General features: G+C 65.6%; 16 protein-coding genes and 1 other RNA gene. 13 read left to right on the top strand and 4 right to left on the bottom strand.

The genetic code is table 11. The features are described from left to right. The first annotated feature begins 24 nt into the window (after nt 1-24). Nucleotides 25-354 (top strand): hypothetical protein, encoded by a 330-nt coding sequence (locus A5697_RS15195; protein ID WP_067949921.1) that lies wholly within the window; start codon nt 25-27, stop codon nt 352-354. A gap of 48 nt (nt 355-402) precedes the next feature. On the opposite strand, the gene A5697_RS15190 is transcribed toward A5697_RS15195, so the two are convergent. The 3 genes from A5697_RS15190 to A5697_RS15180 are packed head-to-tail and all read right to left on the bottom strand — an operon-like array spanning nt 403 to nt 4148. After that, nucleotides 403-1197 (bottom strand): slipin family protein, encoded by a 795-nt coding sequence (locus tag A5697_RS15190; protein WP_067949922.1) that lies wholly within the window; start codon nt 1195-1197, stop codon nt 403-405. Next, nucleotides 1194-1820: a hypothetical protein gene (locus A5697_RS15185; protein ID WP_068011265.1), complete on the bottom strand. Its 627-nt coding sequence runs from the start codon at nt 1818-1820 to the stop codon at nt 1194-1196. The genes A5697_RS15190 and A5697_RS15185 overlap by 4 nt, the downstream gene beginning before the upstream one ends. A gap of 3 nt (nt 1821-1823) precedes the next feature. Continuing rightward, on the bottom strand, nt 1824-4148 hold the full coding sequence (locus A5697_RS15180) for a nitric-oxide reductase large subunit (protein ID WP_068011310.1): 2325 nt from the start codon (nt 4146-4148) through the stop codon (nt 1824-1826). Nucleotides 4149-4342: 194 nt separating this feature from the next. On the opposite strand from A5697_RS15180, the gene A5697_RS15175 reads away from it, so the two are divergent. Next, a complete protein-coding gene (locus tag A5697_RS15175) occupies nt 4343-5128 on the top strand; it encodes a universal stress protein (RefSeq protein ID WP_068011256.1) in 786 nt (261 codons plus the stop codon). 15 nt (nt 5129-5143) lie between these two features. Beyond that, complete coding sequence (locus A5697_RS15170; RefSeq protein ID WP_068011308.1) at nt 5144-5560, top strand: group III truncated hemoglobin; 417 nt, start codon at nt 5144-5146, stop codon at nt 5558-5560. Here A5697_RS15170 and A5697_RS15165 read toward each other — a convergent pair whose 3' ends face one another. After that, entirely contained in the window at nt 5561-6928 is a 1368-nt protein-coding gene (locus tag A5697_RS15165) for an FAD-dependent oxidoreductase (protein WP_068011254.1), read from the bottom strand. It lies immediately after the preceding gene. A 162-nt stretch (nt 6929-7090) separates the two neighbouring features. Here A5697_RS15165 and prfB point away from each other — a divergent pair, with 162 nt between their 5' ends. The 10 genes from prfB to A5697_RS15115 all read left to right on the top strand — a co-directional run bounded on the left by prfB (nt 7091) and on the right by A5697_RS15115 (nt 15340). Further along, entirely contained in the window at nt 7091-8197 is a 1107-nt protein-coding gene (gene prfB, locus A5697_RS15160; protein WP_068011252.1) for a peptide chain release factor 2, read from the top strand. Beyond that, nucleotides 8187-9173: a mechanosensitive ion channel family protein gene (locus A5697_RS15155; RefSeq protein ID WP_068011250.1), complete on the top strand. Its 987-nt coding sequence runs from the start codon at nt 8187-8189 to the stop codon at nt 9171-9173. The genes prfB and A5697_RS15155 overlap by 11 nt, the downstream gene beginning before the upstream one ends. Next, nucleotides 9170-9655, top strand: a complete 486-nt coding sequence (locus A5697_RS15150; RefSeq protein ID WP_067946372.1) for a hypothetical protein — start codon at nt 9170-9172, stop codon at nt 9653-9655. Before A5697_RS15155 ends, A5697_RS15150 begins: the two co-directional genes overlap by 4 nt. Before the next feature lie 43 nt (nt 9656-9698). Next, nucleotides 9699-10388 (top strand): cell division ATP-binding protein FtsE, encoded by a 690-nt coding sequence (gene ftsE / locus A5697_RS15145; RefSeq protein WP_066952188.1) that lies wholly within the window; start codon nt 9699-9701, stop codon nt 10386-10388. Then, nucleotides 10389-11282, top strand: a complete 894-nt coding sequence (gene ftsX, locus A5697_RS15140) for a permease-like cell division protein FtsX (protein WP_067946374.1) — start codon at nt 10389-10391, stop codon at nt 11280-11282. A gap of 2 nt (nt 11283-11284) precedes the next feature. After that, nucleotides 11285-11794: an SsrA-binding protein SmpB gene (smpB, locus tag A5697_RS15135; protein ID WP_067946377.1), complete on the top strand. Its 510-nt coding sequence runs from the start codon at nt 11285-11287 to the stop codon at nt 11792-11794. Between the two features lie 92 nt (nt 11795-11886). Next, nucleotides 11887-12636, top strand: coding sequence for an EamA family transporter (locus tag A5697_RS15130; RefSeq protein WP_197501016.1), 750 nt, complete (start codon nt 11887-11889; stop codon nt 12634-12636). A 46-nt stretch (nt 12637-12682) separates the two neighbouring features. Further along, a complete protein-coding gene (locus A5697_RS15125; protein WP_068011246.1) occupies nt 12683-13528 on the top strand; it encodes a maleylpyruvate isomerase family mycothiol-dependent enzyme in 846 nt (281 codons plus the stop codon). Between the two features lie 99 nt (nt 13529-13627). Further along, nucleotides 13628-13995, top strand: a transfer-messenger RNA (tmRNA) gene (gene ssrA / locus A5697_RS15120). Nucleotides 13996-14146: 151 nt separating this feature from the next. After that, the gene (locus A5697_RS15115; protein WP_068011242.1) at nt 14147-15340 is read left to right on the top strand and encodes an aldose epimerase family protein; all 1194 of its coding nucleotides are present in this window, start codon (nt 14147-14149) and stop codon (nt 15338-15340) included. Nucleotides 15341-15516 lie beyond the last annotated feature (176 nt).

The following is a 15516-nucleotide window of genomic DNA, read 5'->3' as shown; positions in this document are numbered from 1 at the left end:
CTATCACGGCCCTACCATGGCGGCGTGTGGGAATTCGGCGTGCTGTTCCTGTTGGTGGCCGTCTTGGCGGTCGCTCTAGCCCAGCGGTTCCTGCCGCGCGGCCCCCGCGGCGATGTGCTGAACGGTACGTTGCTGGTCACCGGTGTGAGTCCACGCCCGGACGCCACCGGTGAACAGTTCGTCACGATATCCGGCGTGATCAACGGGCCCACCGTCAGCGAACACGCCGTGTATCAGCGCATGGCCGTCGACGTCGAGCAGTGGCCCACCATGGGCCAGTTGTTTCCGGTGGTGTACTCGCCGAAGAATCCGGACAACTGGCGGTTCGCACCGTCCGAGCCGCCCCCGGTATAGCTCCGTACGACGGGCGGGCGCGCCATCACCGCAAGTGGCGCTCGCCTGTCACCGGCGATTGTTGAAGTTGTCGACGATGCCCTGTAGCGCCTCGGGGTGTCGCAAGAACGGCGTGATGATGTCCACCGGCAGCGGGAAGACGACGGTCGAATTCTGGTCTGCCCCCAGTTCCAACAGCGTTTGCAGGTAACGCAATTGCAGCGAGGCGGGGCTCTTCGAGAGCGTCTCCGCCGCTTCACGTAGCTCTTCGGAGGCCTGCAGTTCCCCGCGGGCGTTGATGACTTTCGCGCGGCGTTCCCGTTCGGCCTCCGCTTCGCGGGCCATCGCCCGCTGCATCGACTCGGGAATCTCGACGTCTTTGATCTCCACGACGCGGACTTGCACTCCCCAAGGTTCGGTCTGCTTTTCGATGATCGTGCGCAGGTCGCTGTTGAGGTCCTCCCGGTGTGCCAGCAGGGTGTCCAAGTCCGCCCGGCCGAGCAGCGAACGCAGCGTGGTCTGGGCGATCTGGGAGGTCGCCACCGCGTAGTTCTCCACCGCCAGAATCGCTTTCAGCGGCTCCATCACCTGGAACATGACGACGGCGTTGACCCGGGCCGGCACGTTGTCGCGGGTGATCACCTCCTGCGGCGGAATGGTGAGCGTCACCAACCGCTGGTCGACGCGGATCATCTTGTCCAGGAAGGGGATGAGGACACGAAGCCCGGGACCGTAGAGCGGGCGCACATGCCCCATCCGGAAGACGATTCCGCGTTCGTATTCGCGCAGCACGGCCAGCGACCACCTCGCGAGCACGGCAAGCGTGACAATCCCAGCGACGACGACGATCACAACCGTGGTCATGTTGCCTTGCCCTCCTTGCTTTCCCAGCCGCCCCAGCGAGTGGAATACCTGTCGATCGCCGCGGCCGCCTGGTCTTCGAGCGCGGTGCGGTGGGGAAGGTGCTCCGGCGCATTGGACGGGGTGTTCCACAGGTGGCGGACCAGCGGCAGGCCGAGCAGTGCGACAACCCCGATGGTGCCCGTCAATACCAACACGTCGGCGCCCGAGTGATTGGCGACCAACATGGCCAGCGGCAACACGATTCCGAAGGCGGCCACGCAGCAGGCGATCCCGCGGTGGAACCGCCCAGCGTCCGAGTGCGGCCAAGGGTCCACCTCGCGGCTGATCTCCCGGCCGTGATCGGACGTCGTACAGCTGGACTTGACGGGACAGCTGTTACACACCACCGGTTGGGCGCGATATCGCATGACCCGGTGCCGCGGATCGAACGAAGTCGGCCACAACCAGTGGTCCTGCGGGCACACCCAGGCGTCATGATCGGGCCGGTAGGTGAATTGGCCTGTGCGCCAACGGGCCGCGCGCGCCGACGCCCGCCGGGCCATCGAGTCGAAACTCCAGCCGACGGCCAGCAGGGCAAGGGAATAGCCGGCGATCAGCCAAACGGAGGCGGCCGGTTGAGTCACCGCTCAGTCCTTCGCCGACACCGCGGCACTGGTGTCCGGCTCGGTCGGGGCTTCGACGTACAACGGATGTTCGGGCAACTCCTGAACCGTCGAGCCCGTCCGGAAATGCCGCAGCGCGGTCCAGGCGATCCAGACGAACGGCAGCACGCCGCCGACGATCAGGATGAGGTCGCCGGGCAGCCGGAGCCATTCCAGGACGGCGTTGCCGGGCCTGGTGATGTAGCCCAGGGAGCGCGCCTCGAAGTAGCCGTCGTTGACCGAGTGGTAGAGCTGCAGGACGCCGAGCGGCAGCAGGGTCACGAACACCATCCAGGCGAGGCCGATGTTCATGCACCAGAACGAGGTTCGCGCCAACTTCTCCGGCCACTTGTCGGCCGGGATCACGTAGCGGAACGCGAACATGGCCAGGCCGACGGCGAGCATGCCGTAGACCCCCATCATCGCGCCGTGGGCATGGTTGGCGGTCAGTGCGGTGCCGATCTGGTAGTAGGACACGATCGGCAGGTTGATCAGGAAGCCGAAGATGCCTGCGCCCAGGAAGTTCCAGAATCCGACGGCGACCAGAAACATGACCGCCCAGCGATGCGGGAAGGGTTTGGCGTCACCCGACTGCTGTCGCGAACCCAGCTGCAGGAACGCCCATGCCTCGACGGTGAGGAAGGTCAACGGAATGACCTCTGCCGCCGAGAAGAACGCGCCAAGCGCCATGTGTTCCACCGGGGTGCCGGAGAAGTACAGGTGGTGCATGGTGCCGATGACCCCGCCCGCGGAATACAGGATTACGTCGAGAAAGATCACGCCCAGCGCGATCCGTTCGCGCACCACGCCGAGCAACACGAACATGTAGGCCACCATCACCGTGGTGAACAGCTCGAGGAAGTCCTCGACCCACAGGTGCACCACCCAGAACCGCCAGAATTCGGCGACGGTGTAATGCGTGCCGCTGCTGGCCAATAGCCCGACGGTGTAGAACGCCGGGATCGCCAGCCCGGAGAAGAAGAACAACCACGGCATGTTCATCTTCGATTCGCCTTTGAGGCGCGCGCGCATGCCCCGGAAGATGATCGCAATCCACACGAACATGCCGATGATCAGCAGGATCTGAAACAGCCGCGGCAGGTCGAGATACTCCCACTGCTGGGACAGCAGCCCGTGCGGGATCACTCCGTAGATCGAGAGTGCCTCGCAGATCAGCGATCCGAACACCACTACCGCGACCGCGCCCAGCAACACGTAGGCCAGCAAGCCCTGACGGCGCGGTTCGCGGCGGGCGATGAACGGCACCAGGAAAATGCCACCGGCCAGGAAAGCCGCCGCGGTCCAGAACAGCGACAGTTGCACATGCCAGGTGCGGGCGAGGTTGTAGGGCAGCACGCGGGCCAGATCCAGCCCGAAAAAGTTCGACAGGTCGGCCCGGTAATGCTCGGCCGCCGCGCCCAACAGCGTCTGCGCCAGGAACAACACCGACACGATCGCGAAGAACCAGATCGTGGCCCGCTGCGCGGGCGTCAGGCTCACTTCGCCGGGCTGGCGGAAGGACAGCGTGGACGACTCCGCCCCGTGCCAGCCGACCTTCTGGCTCCAGCGCCCGTAGACCGCGAACATGACGCCGATGCCACCCAGCAGCGCGATCAGCGACAGCGCCGACCACACGATCACCGGCGCGGTGGGCCCGTTGTCGACGCGCGATTCGGCCGGCCAGTTGTTGGTGTAGCTGTACTTGTGGCCGGGGCGTTCGGCCGCCCCCGCCCAGGCCGTCCATGCGAAGAACGCCGTCAGGTCGTGGATCTGCGCCTTGTCGGTGATCATCTGGGGCAGTAGCCCGTATTTCGTCGAGTTCTCGCCGAAGAAAGCGGCGTAGTGGCGCTGAATGTGCTCGAACGCCGCGGCCTGCCGGTCGGTGAACACCAACGTCTTGGTGTTGCCGTTGTAGCGGTTGGTGCGGAATTCGGTGACCACCCGGTCACGCGGATCGGCGACCCCCTGCGCCCGTAGCTGATCGCCCACGTCCTGCGTCGCCATTCGCAGGTACTCCGCGGTGTAGTCGGGCCCCAGGTAGGCGCCATGCCCCAGCACCGAGCCGTATTCCATGAGGCCGCGCGTCTGGTAGAGCTCCTGCCCCCGGGTGATGTCGTCGCCGGTGAACAGCAGCTGGCCCGACTCGTTGACGACCTTGTCCGGCATCGGCATCGACGCCGAGTACGTGCGGTAGGCCAGGATGCCCATGACCAGGAAGCCGAAGATCATCACCAGGGCGACGCCCTGAATCCAGCCTTTGCCGACCAGCGGCTGCGAGGAAGTCGGTCGAGCGGTCTGTTGAGCGGCCATCTGCGGGTCTCCCGTCTTCAAGCGTGTTCGCTTGTCATCGCGGTGGGAACGCCAATTCCCGCCGCCGCTGGTCCCAGGGGCCAATGGCCTCGATTTCGGGACCAATGCCCCTGGGGCAGAGACGTTCCCGGCCATACCGTCGTGGCTGAGCGACGTGAAAGTTCCCCGCGTACAGCTCAGCAGAGGAGACCGCGATGAGCAATAGCCATCCAGGTCCGGCGGTCGTCGTAGGGGTGGACGGATCGAGGGCGGCGACGCAGGCGGCACTGTGGGCCCTCGATGAGGCGGCCAGCCGGAACATCCCAATGCGGTTGATCTACGTCGTCGATCCGCAGGACGCCTCCAGCGCGCACGCGTGCGAGACGCGCCTCGCCGCAGCACGGACGGCGCTTGCCGAAGCCCATCGGTCCGTCGACGCCACCGGCGTTCCCGTCCAGGTCGAAACCGAGATCGTTTGCGGGAGGCCGCTGACCAAGCTGACCGAGGAGTCGAGGTCGGCGGCCATGATGTGTATCGGTTCCATCGGGCTGAACCATGCCTGCCATGGCGAACCCTCCGTAGCAACCTCCTTGGCCCGCTCTGCCCGGTGCCCGCTGGCCGTGATCCATCAGCCTGCGAGACGGTCGACACCCCCGAAGGTCGACAGCGTCGTGGTCGACGTCGACAACGGCATGGTGCTGCGGCACGCGTTCGACGAGGCCAGGCTGCGCGGAGCCACACTGCACGCGCTCTGGGTATGCCCCGAGGACGCGCACGATGGAACGCGTTCGGCGCAAGCGCAATTGAGTCGACGACTTGGGCGGTGGACGCGGCTGTATCCCGACGTCCGGGTGGAGTCCGCGATCGTGCGGGGCAGTGTGGAGCAATACATCCGCGCCCACTCCGAAGCGGGCCAGTTGCTGGTCACCGACTCTCATGCCGCTGAGCAGGCCTGCAACGCGGCGCATTCCGTGCTGGTGATCCGGTGCAGCAACTTATGAGGGTGGGGTGTGGCGATGGCTGAAGCGAGTGCGGATCTGACCGACCGCGCCGACGTGGAGGCGTTGCTGCGCCGCTTTTATGGGCGGGCGCTGAATGACGAGGTTTTGGCCGAGCCGTTCGCCGGACTGCGCGCCGTCGGGTTGGACGCGCACGTGCCGACGATGTGCGATTTCTGGGAGACCGTGTTGTTTCGCGCGGGCCGCTACCGCGGTAGCGCGCTGCAGGCGCACCGGGACATTCACCGGCGCACCCCGCTGTCCAACCGTCACTTCCTGCGGTGGCTCACCATCTGGCACGACACGGTCGACGACATGTACCGCGGACCGGCCGCGGACCGGGCGAAGGTTCAGGCCGCCAGGATCGCCTGGGCCATGCACCGCCGGCTGACCGGACTCGATGCGCCCGAACTGCTCGCCACCGTCGCCCCCTGATCAGCCGTGGCTGATCCGCAGCAGCTCGGCCAGGTTGGGCAGCTTGACGCGGGGGCGGCCGTGCGGCTCGCCGGCCGCCCGCTCATGGCGGTCGATGATCTCCCAGTGCGCCGAGGTCACCAGCTTGGGCTGGCGTGAGGCGAGCCACTCGGCCAACTTGTCGGCGTGGTCCTCGGGGAACTCGGCCATGCCGCCTTCTTTCGCGCGGTCCAGGTCGGCGAGCAGGGTGTCGACCGTGTCCTGGGAGTCCTTCTTATTGGTGCCGATGACACCGGTCGGCCCGCGCTTGATCCAACCGACGACGTATTCGTTGCGGCTACCCTCCACCCGGCCCGCGGCGTTGGGGATCGTCGCCGTCTTCTCGTCGAACGGCAGCCCCGGTGTCGGCACACCGCGGTAGCCGACCGACCGCACCACCAGCTGAACCGGCAACTCCTCGCGCTCGCCCGTGTCCTTCGCCGACACCCGCCCGTTCTCGTCGGTCACCAGTTCGTTGCGGCCCAGCACGATCCGCTCCACCCTGTCCTCGCCCTTGATCTCGATGGGCGAGGTCATGAAACGCAGCACGATCCGGCGGTGACCGGGGCGCGGCTCGCGCTGTGCATAGCCACGGAGCACGTTGATGTTCTGCTTGGCCGTCTTGCCGGCCGCGGCGGCGTCCTCGTCGGTGATGCCCTCCAGCTGGGCGGGATCGACGATCACGTCGACGCCTTCGAGGTCTCCCAGCTCACGCAGTTCGAGGGTGGTGAAGGCGGTTTGCAGGGGTCCGCGCCGGCCGAGGACCACCACTTCCTCGACGCCGCACGGCCGCAGTGACTCGAGCGCGTGATCGGCGATGTCGGTGGCGCCCAGCACGTCGGGATCGGTGACCAGGATGCGTGCCACGTCGAGTGCAACGTTGCCGTTGCCGACCACCACGGCGCGGGCGCCCGAAAGGTCGGGCGTCGCCTCCTCGAAGCTGGGATGCGCGTTGTACCAGCCGACGAAGTCGACGGCGGCGACACTGCCCGGCAGCTCCTCCCCGGGGATGTTGAGCGCGCGGTCGGACTGCGCACCGACGGCATAGACGACGGCGTCGTAGCGTTCGGCCAGCTCACTGGACTGCACGTGCTCACCGACCACCACGTTGCCGAAGAACCGGAAGCGGGGATCTTCGGCGGTCTTTTCGAACTGCTTGCTGATCGACTTGATCTTCGGATGGTCGGGTGCGACGCCGGAGCGCACCAGCCCCCACGGGGTGGGCAGCATTTCCAGCATGTCGACGGCCACATCGATGTCCTCGGACGCATCGGCCGCCTTCAGCAAGGATGACGCGGCGAAGAATCCCGACGGTCCGGAGCCGACGATTGCAACGTGGTATGGGCGCATACTCGACCTTCTATTCGTGCCCGGTTAGCGCGCGGGGGCTGTCGGCGCGCAGCGCGGGGCGCACATGATCGTGACTCGATGCTAAACGCATGACCGCTGGTCGTGGCCTGAGCACTCGCCGGGAGCCGATGCGCTTGGCGGGTCCCGGTAACGTTGTCCGCTGTGGAACCCGACCGTCAAGCCGATATCGCCGCCCTTGACTCCACCCTGACCACGGTGGAGCGGGTGCTCGATGTGGACGGTCTGCGCAGTCGCATCGAGAAGCTCGAACACGAGGCGTCCGATCCTCAATTGTGGGATGACCAGGCCCGCGCGCAGCGGGTGACCAGTGAGTTGTCACACGCCCAAGGGGAGCTGCGGCGGATCGAGGAGTTGCGGGGACGCCTCGACGACCTGCCGGTGCTCTACGAGCTGGCGACCGAGGAGGGTGCGGCGGACGCGCTCGCCGAGGCGGACGCGGAGCTCAAGGCGCTGCGGGCGGATATAGAGGCGACCGAGGTGCGCACCCTGCTCTCGGGGGAGTACGACGAGCGCGAGGCGCTGGTCACCATCCGATCGGGGGCCGGCGGGGTGGACGCCGCCGACTGGGCCGAGATGCTGATGCGGATGTACATCCGGTGGGCCGAGCAGCACAAGTACCCCGTCGAAGTGTTCGACACTTCTTATGCCGAGGAGGCGGGCATCAAGAGTGCGACCTTCGCGGTGCACGCCCCGTTCGCGTATGGCACGTTGTCGGTCGAGCAGGGCACCCACCGATTGGTGCGGATCAGCCCGTTTGACAACCAAAGTCGACGGCAAACGTCGTTCGCCGAAGTCGAGGTTCTTCCGGTGGTGGATACCACCGACCACATCGACATTCCGGAAGGCGATGTGCGCGTGGATGTTTACCGCTCCAGCGGTCCCGGCGGCCAATCCGTGAACACCACCGACTCGGCGGTTCGTTTAACCCACATCCCAACGGGTATCGTCGTGACTTGCCAGAACGAAAAATCGCAACTGCAGAACAAGATCTCGGCGATGCGCGTGCTTCAGGCAAAGTTGTTGGAGCGCAAGCGTTCCGAAGAACGCGCGGAGCTGGACGCGTTGAAAGGCGAAGGCGGCAGTTCATGGGGCAACCAGATGCGCTCCTACGTCCTGCACCCCTATCAGATGGTCAAGGACCTGCGGACCGAGTACGAGGTCGGCAATCCGGCGGCCGTCCTGGACGGAGACATCGACGGGTTCCTGGAAGCGGGAATCCGGTGGCGCAACCGAAAAGATGACGACTAACACAACTCTTCTCGCCTCGATAAAGGCGCTGGGCTGGCACGACTTCTGGCGCGGTGACGTCGGGCAATGGATTATCACCCGCGGTCTGCGGATCGTGATGGTGCTGATCGTGGCGGTGCTGGCGGCCCGGTTCGTCAACTGGGTCGCGCAGCAGGTGACCCGTCAGCTCAACCTGGGCTTCGCCGAGAGCGACGCGCTGGTGCGCTCGGAAGCCTCGAAGCACCGCCAGGCTATGGCGTCGGTGATCTCCTGGGTGTCGGTGGTGCTCATCGGCATCTGGGTGATGATGCAGATCGCCGACGTGCTGCAGTTCTCGGTGGGCGGACTGGTCGCGCCGGCCACCGTGGTCGGCGCCGCGCTGGGTTTCGGCGCGCAGCAGCTGGTGCGAGACTTGCTCTCCGGTTTCTTCATCCTGGCCGAACGGCAGTACGGATTCGGAGACCTGGTCACGCTTACCGTCGTTTCCGCGACGGAGGCCAGCGGCACCGTCGAGAACGTGACGCTGCGGGTGACCCGGCTGCGCTCGCCGGACGGCGAGGTGTTGACCATCCCGAACGGGCAGATCGTCAAGGTGGTCAACCTGTCCAAGGATTGGGCGCGCGCGGTGGTGGACATCCCGGTGTCCACGAGCGCCGACCTGAACCGGGTCAATGAGGTCTTGCACCAGGAATGCGATCGCGCCATGGATAACCCGGTGTTGGGCGAATTGCTGTTGGACGCCCCCACCGTGATGGGCGTGGAGAGCATCGAAGTCGACACCGTCACCCTGCGGCTGGTGGCCCGGACCCTGCCCGGCAAGCAGTTCGAAGCGGGCCGGCAACTGCGTGTCCTGGTCATTCGGGCGCTGGCCCGTGTGGGCATCGTGACCTCGGCGGACGCGACGGTGGGCCTGGTGGAAGACCCGTCGGTCCCGGCCGCCCAGGCCGCCGAAGAGCGAATCGACAATGACGTGCAAGGTGTGGTGCAGAAGCGTTGAAGTTCACCCTGAGCATCTTCGAGAAGCGCAGCGAGGACTCGGATGCGGACCGTCGCTGGCCGCACTACATGTTCGGCGGGCGAGTTCGCACGTCGACCTTGGTGTTGATCGTCGCTTTCTTCGTGGTGTGGTGGGTCTACGACACCTACCGTCCGGAGCCGGCGCCCAAGCCGCCGGCGCAGCAAGTGGTACCTCCGGGTTTCGTGCCCGACCCCAACTACACCTGGGTGCCGCGCAGCCGCGTGCAGCAGCCGCCGCCCACCGCCACCTACACGCCGACGCCGACGAGCACGCCGCCGCCACCACCGCCCCCACCGCCGGTGACGACGACCACGACGACGCCGCCCGTGCAGCTGCCGCAGCTGCCCTGCCTGCTGCCGCCGCCCTTCTGTCCCCCCAGCACGAGCGCCACCACACCGCCGCCTCAGCTACCGCAGCCCGGACCCGGGCCGGCGCCTAGTTCACCGCTGCCGGCCAGTTGACTTGGCTTGCCAGCGAAATTCACGGCTACACTGGCGTGCCGTGATGATCACCCTGGACCATGTCAGTAAGAAGTACAAAGCGTCGGCGCGTCCGGCGTTGGAGGACGTCAACGTCAAAATCGACAAGGGTGAATTCGTCTTCCTGATCGGCCCGTCGGGCTCCGGCAAGTCGACGTTCATGCGGCTGCTGCTCGGCGAGGAGAACCCGACCACCGGCGACATCCGGGTGTCGAAGTTCCACGTCAACAAGCTGCGCGGTCGTCACGTGCCGAAGCTGCGTCAGGTGATCGGAACCGTCTTCCAGGACTTTCGCCTGTTGCAGCAGAAGACCGTCTACGAGAACGTCGCCTTCGCCCTGGAAGTGATCGGCAAACGGACCGACGCGATCAACCGCGTGGTGCCCGAGGTGCTGGAAACCGTCGGCTTGTCCGGCAAAGCCAACCGACTGCCACACGAGCTGTCCGGTGGCGAGCAGCAACGCGTCGCAATCGCGCGCGCGTACGTCAACCGGCCCCTGGTGCTGCTGGCCGACGAGCCAACCGGGAATCTCGACCCGGATACCAGTAAGGACATCATGGATTTGTTGGAGCGGATCAACCGCACGGGGACGACGGTGCTGATGGCGACCCACGACCACCACATCGTCGACTCGATGCGTCAGCGCGTCGTTGAGCTGTCGCTGGGACGCCTGGTCCGCGACGAGCAGCGCGGCATCTATGGGATGGACCGCTAAGTGCGCTTTGGCTTCCTATTCAACGAGGTCCTGACCGGGCTGCGTCGCAACGTCACGATGACGGCCGCCATGATCCTCACGACGGCGATCTCCATCGGCCTGTTCGGGGGCGGTCTGCTGGTGGTCCGGTTGGCCGACAACTCGCGGGAGATCTATCTCGACCGGGTCGAGACACAGGTGTTTCTCACCGACGACATCTCCGCCAACGACGCGACGTGCGCGTCTGGACCGTGTAAAGCGCTGCGGGACAAGATCGATGCCCGACAAGACGTCAAATCGGTGCGCTTTGTCAACCGGCCGGACGCCTACAACGACGCGATCAAGAAGTTCCCGGAGTTCAAGGACGTGGCGGGCAAGGAATCGTTTCCCGCGTCGTTCATCGTCAAACTGAACAACCCTGAACAACATTCGGAGTTCGATGCGGCGATGCAGGGTCAGCCCGGCGTGCGCAGCATCCTCAATGAAAAGGATTTGATCGACCGGTTGTTCGCCGTTTTGGACGGTTTGCGTAATGCCGCGTTCGCCGTCGCCCTGGTGCAGGCCGTCGGGGCAATCCTGCTGATTGCCAACATGGTCCAAGTCGCCGCGTACACGCGGCGCACCGAGATCGGGATCATGCGGCTGGTCGGCGCCAGCCGCTGGTACACCCAGCTGCCGTTCCTGGTGGAGGCGATGCTGGCCGCGGCGATCGGTGTGGCCATCGCGGTCGTCGGCTTGGTCCTGGTGCGGGCGTGGTTCCTGGACAACGCGCTAAGCCAGTTCTATCAAGCGCATTTGATCGCGAAGGTCGACTATGCCGACATCCTCTACATCTCACCGTGGTTGTTCCTGCTCGGCGTGTCGATGGCCGGCCTGACCGCCTACGCGACGCTGCGCCTCTACATCCGGCGGTAGCTGTGGCCAAAGATCCCGGCCGGGCCAAGGCGGCGGGCGGCAAGCGCGGCAGCAAACAGATCATTGCCACCAATCGCAAAGCGCGGCATAACTATTCGATCCTCGAGGAGTTCGAGGCCGGAGTGGCTTTGCAGGGTACAGAGGTGAAAAGCCTGCGCCAGGGCCATGCTTCCCTTGCCGACGCGTTCGCAACCGTCGACGACGGCGAAGTGTGGTTGCGCAACTTGTACATTCCGGAGTATCAGCACGGTAGCTGGACCAACCATGAGCCCCGTCGCAATCGAAAGTTGTTGTTACATAGGGCACAAATTGACCGCCTGGTCGGAAAGATACGAGATGGTAACCTCGCCCTCGTGCCGATGTCTCTGTATTTCTCCGAAGGAAAGGTCAAGGTCGAGCTCGCGTTAGCGCGCGGCAAGCGAGCGCACGACAAACGTCAGGACATGGCCCGCCGCGATGCCCAGCGCGAAGTGGTCCGTGAATTGGGTCGCCGAGCCAAGGGCATGAACTGATCGGGGCCGCTTACGCCCAGCTGTCGGCCGTTACGTACGGCGTCAGCGATTTTGTGGGCGGTGTAGCCGCTCGACGGGTAGCCGCGCTGCGCGTGATGCTGGTGGTCTATCCGATCGAGACAATCTTGCTGGGCGCGCTGGCGCTCGCCGTGGGCGGGCCGGTCGCGGGCGGCGCCGTCTTCTGGGGCTGCCTCTACGGCGTCGGAATGGCCGTCGGAATGTGGGCGTTCTTCGCCGCGCTGGGCGCCGGCCCCATCTCGGTCGTCTCGCCGTTGGCGGCGGTCCTCAACGCCGCCGTGCCGGTGGCGGTCGGTGTGGCGCTGGGGGAGCGGCCGGGCCCGGGGGCCTCGGTGGGCGTCGTGCTGGCTCTGGTCGCGGTCATGCTGGTGAGCCGCGAGGCCACTGCCGACGGTGTCACGCCGTATCGGTTCACCCCTAAGGTCGCGTGGCTGACGCTGCTGGCCGGCTCCGCGATGGGGCTGAACCTGGTCTTTCTCCACCAGGCGCCGCACGCGTGCAAACTTTGGCCGCTGGTGTTCGCCCGGCTCTCGGCCACCGTGGTGATCTTCGTGATGGCCGCGGCCAGCAAGAATCTGCGGGCGCCGCGCGGGAAGCCGCTGAAGTTGGCCTGGGCCGTGGCGGTGCTGGACATCTGCGCCAACGTGACCATGCTGCTGGCGCTGCACACCTGGTTGCTGTCGCTGGCCAGCATCATGATCTCGCTTTACCCGGCGGCCACGGTCGTGCTGGCGATGGTGGTGCTGCGCGAGCGGCTGACCCGCTGGCAGGGGTTCGGCATGGTGATGGCTATGGGGTCCGTGGCCATGATCGCCGCCAGCTGACGGCGGCGCCTGTCGATGAGGTAGCCCATCGGCCTACGATCCGAGCATGGCCGATCGCCCTGTCACCAAGCTTGACAAGTCCGAGGTGCTCGCTGGTTTGTTCGCGGTGTGGGACGACATCACCGCGCTGCTGGACGGGCTGCCGGAAGCGGAATGGCAGGCGGCCAGTCCGCTGCCCGGCTGGGACGTCAAGGCGCTGGTGGCGCACATGATCGGCACCGAATCCTTCCTCGCCGGTGTCCCCGCGCCCCAGCCCGACATCGACGTCTCATCGCTCGAGCACGTCCACAACGACATCGGCGTGATGAACGAGTGCTGGGTGCGTCACCTGGCCGCCGAATCCGGCGCGGACGTCCTCAAACGCTTCAAGGACATCACCGACGACCGGCGCAAGGCGCTGACGGGCATGTCGGCCGAGGAGTGGGACGCCGTGACGCTGACGCCGGTGGGTCCCGAAAGCTACGGGCGGTTCATGCGGGTCCGGGTGTTCGACTGCTGGATGCACGAGCAGGACATCCGCGAGGCGCTGCGGTGGCCGCCGTCCGACGACCAGCTCGTTGGGGCCGCGTCGGCACTCTCGCTCGACGAGATCGCCGGCACGATGGGCTACGTGGTCGGCAAGCGGGCCAAAGCGCCGGAGGGTTCGCGGGTCTTGTTCGAGCTGACCGGCCCGCTTTCCCGCACCATCCGCATCAGCGTCGATGGCCGGGCCCAGCTGGTCGACGACTTCGGCGGCCAGGAGCCGACGGTGACGATTCGGCTGGACGGGTTGCAGTTCACCCGGCTCGCCGGCGGGCGGCCGATGTGCCCGTCCCGGTCGCAGGACATCGACCTCGGCGGCGACAAAGAGGTGGCCGCCCAGGTCGTCGAGCGGCTGAACTTCGTGATCTGATCGCAGCTCGGGACCGGAACATAACTCCGTTGCCGCGCGTTGATAGCGGCGTACCATAGATTGTCCTGCCGAAAATCGGCGGGGATGAGCGATAGACATGGGGCTGAAAGGTTTCGACATCGCGCATCGAATCAAGGGAAGCGTGCCGGTGCAGGCAAGAGACCACCGTAAGCGTCGTTGCAACCATATAAGCGCCGATTCACATCAGCGCGACTACGCTCTCGCTGCCTAAGCGACAGCTAGTCCGTCAGACCGGGAAAGCCCTCGACCCGGAGCCTGGCGTCAGCTAGAGGGATCAACCGATGAGTTCGGTCGCGGGACTCATCGGGACACCAACAGCGACTGGGATCGTCATCCTGGCTGGTTCGCGTGACCGGGAGATCCGAGCAGAGGCATAGCGAACTGCGCACGGAGAAGTCTTGAGGGAATGCCGTTGGACCCGGGTTCGATTCCCGGCAGCTCCACCAAAGGGCCGCAGAGATGCGGCCCTTTTCATGTGCCAACCGATGGCCCTGGATCGAATGCTTCGACCCGGTGCGTCCAATGGACGATCCTTACCTCATCATGAGCAGTAATTCTGGCGCACAGGTGGGATCGGTACGAGTACGAGGAGCGCCCATGCGCGGCGAACGATTGCTTCGACGGATCGCCATCGCCGGTGTAGCGGGCTTGGCGGCATGTAGCAACACGACGACCAACTCCACCACGGGCAGCGGTAACGCATCGATACCCGCAGGGCCGCTGTCGATCACCAGCGAGCCGTTCGGTCAGGTGGGTGAGACGCCCGTGCGCCGCTATACGCTCACCAGCGGGCACGGCGTGAGGGTGCGAATCCTGACCTACGGCGGCATCGTTCAGTCGATCGAGGTCCCGGATCGCACCGGAGGTATGGGCAATGTGGTACTGGGTTTTCCGACCCTGGACGGCTACCTGAACAACACCGGATCCGCCAAGACCTACTTCGGCGCGATCGTCGGCCGCTATGGCAACCGGATCGCCAAGGGGGCATTCTCGTTGAACGGCAACGAGTATCACTTGCCGATAAACAATAACGGCAACAGCCTGCACGGCGGCACCGCGGGTTTCGATACCAAGGTATGGCAGACCGACCAGCAGAACGACAGCGGCAGCGTGGGCTTGAAGCTTCAATATGTCAGTCCCGCAGGCGAAATGGGCTATCCGGGGACGCTGACGACAACCGTCACTTACACCGTGACCGAGAAAAACGAACTGCGCATCAACTACCACGCGACCACCGATGCGCCGACCGTGATCAACCTGACCAACCACAGCTACTTCAACCTGGCGGGTGAGGACACGCGCGACGTGTATGACCAGAAGGTCACCATCCACGCCGACAATTACACGCCGACTGACCCCACTCAGATCCCGACCGGGCAGGTAGCCCCGGTGCGGGGCACACCGTTCGACTTCACCTTGCCGACCGCGATCGGCGCGCACATCACCGCGAACGACCCGCAGCTGTTGCTGGCCCACGGTTACGACCACAACTGGGTGATCAACCGCGGCAACACCACGGGTCTGGTGCTAGCGGCCAGGGCCGAGGACCCGCAGACGGGGCGCACCCTGACCGTCTCCACAACCGAGCCCGGCGTGCAGTTCTACACGTCCAACTTCATCGCGGGCGCGTTCACGGGCGCCAGCGGGCACATCTACCGGCAGGGCGCGGGATTCACGATGGAGACTCAGCACTACCCGGACTCGCCGAATCACCCGAACTTCCCGACCACCACGCTCAACCCGGGCCAGACCTACGATTCGACAACCGTTTTCGCCTTCGGCACCGTATAGGCGCCTGTGCGGGCGCCTATCTGCGATCGGGCCTCACCCGAACCCACCTTTTGCCCACGACCGTGCTGCCGTTCGCCGGCCAACCAAGCATCGGGGCTGTGACCGCGAATGTGGCCGGTAGACGGCGGCGGCAACGTCTACGTCACCGACTACAAACGGGTGCTGAAGTTGCCTCG

This window comes from Mycobacterium sp. E3251 (assembly GCF_001666835.1).
Taxonomy (GTDB): Bacteria; Actinomycetota; Actinomycetes; order Mycobacteriales; family Mycobacteriaceae; genus Mycobacterium.
Note: the sequence above shows the minus strand (reverse complement) of the source record. Positions and strands in the feature narration are given on the sequence as shown.

What these genes read in the sequence shown, in the direction of transcription:
- A5697_RS15190 (WP_067949922.1), bottom strand. Translation starts at nt 1,197, where the DNA reads ATGACCACGGTTGTGATCGTCGTCGTCGCTGGGATTGTCACGCTTGCC.
- A5697_RS15180 (WP_068011310.1), bottom strand. Translation starts at nt 4,148, where the DNA reads ATGGCCGCTCAACAGACCGCTCGACCGACTTCCTCGCAGCCGCTGGTC.
- A5697_RS15175 (WP_068011256.1), top strand. Translation starts at nt 4,343, where the DNA reads ATGAGCAATAGCCATCCAGGTCCGGCGGTCGTCGTAGGGGTGGACGGA.
- A5697_RS15170 (WP_068011308.1), top strand. Translation starts at nt 5,144, where the DNA reads ATGGCTGAAGCGAGTGCGGATCTGACCGACCGCGCCGACGTGGAGGCG.
- A5697_RS15165 (WP_068011254.1), bottom strand. Translation starts at nt 6,928, where the DNA reads ATGCGCCCATACCACGTTGCAATCGTCGGCTCCGGACCGTCGGGATTC.
- A5697_RS15155 (WP_068011250.1), top strand. Translation starts at nt 8,187, where the DNA reads ATGACGACTAACACAACTCTTCTCGCCTCGATAAAGGCGCTGGGCTGG.
- ftsE (WP_066952188.1), top strand. Translation starts at nt 9,699, where the DNA reads ATGATCACCCTGGACCATGTCAGTAAGAAGTACAAAGCGTCGGCGCGT.
- A5697_RS15125 (WP_068011246.1), top strand. Translation starts at nt 12,683, where the DNA reads ATGGCCGATCGCCCTGTCACCAAGCTTGACAAGTCCGAGGTGCTCGCT.
- A5697_RS15115 (WP_068011242.1), top strand. Translation starts at nt 14,147, where the DNA reads ATGCGCGGCGAACGATTGCTTCGACGGATCGCCATCGCCGGTGTAGCG.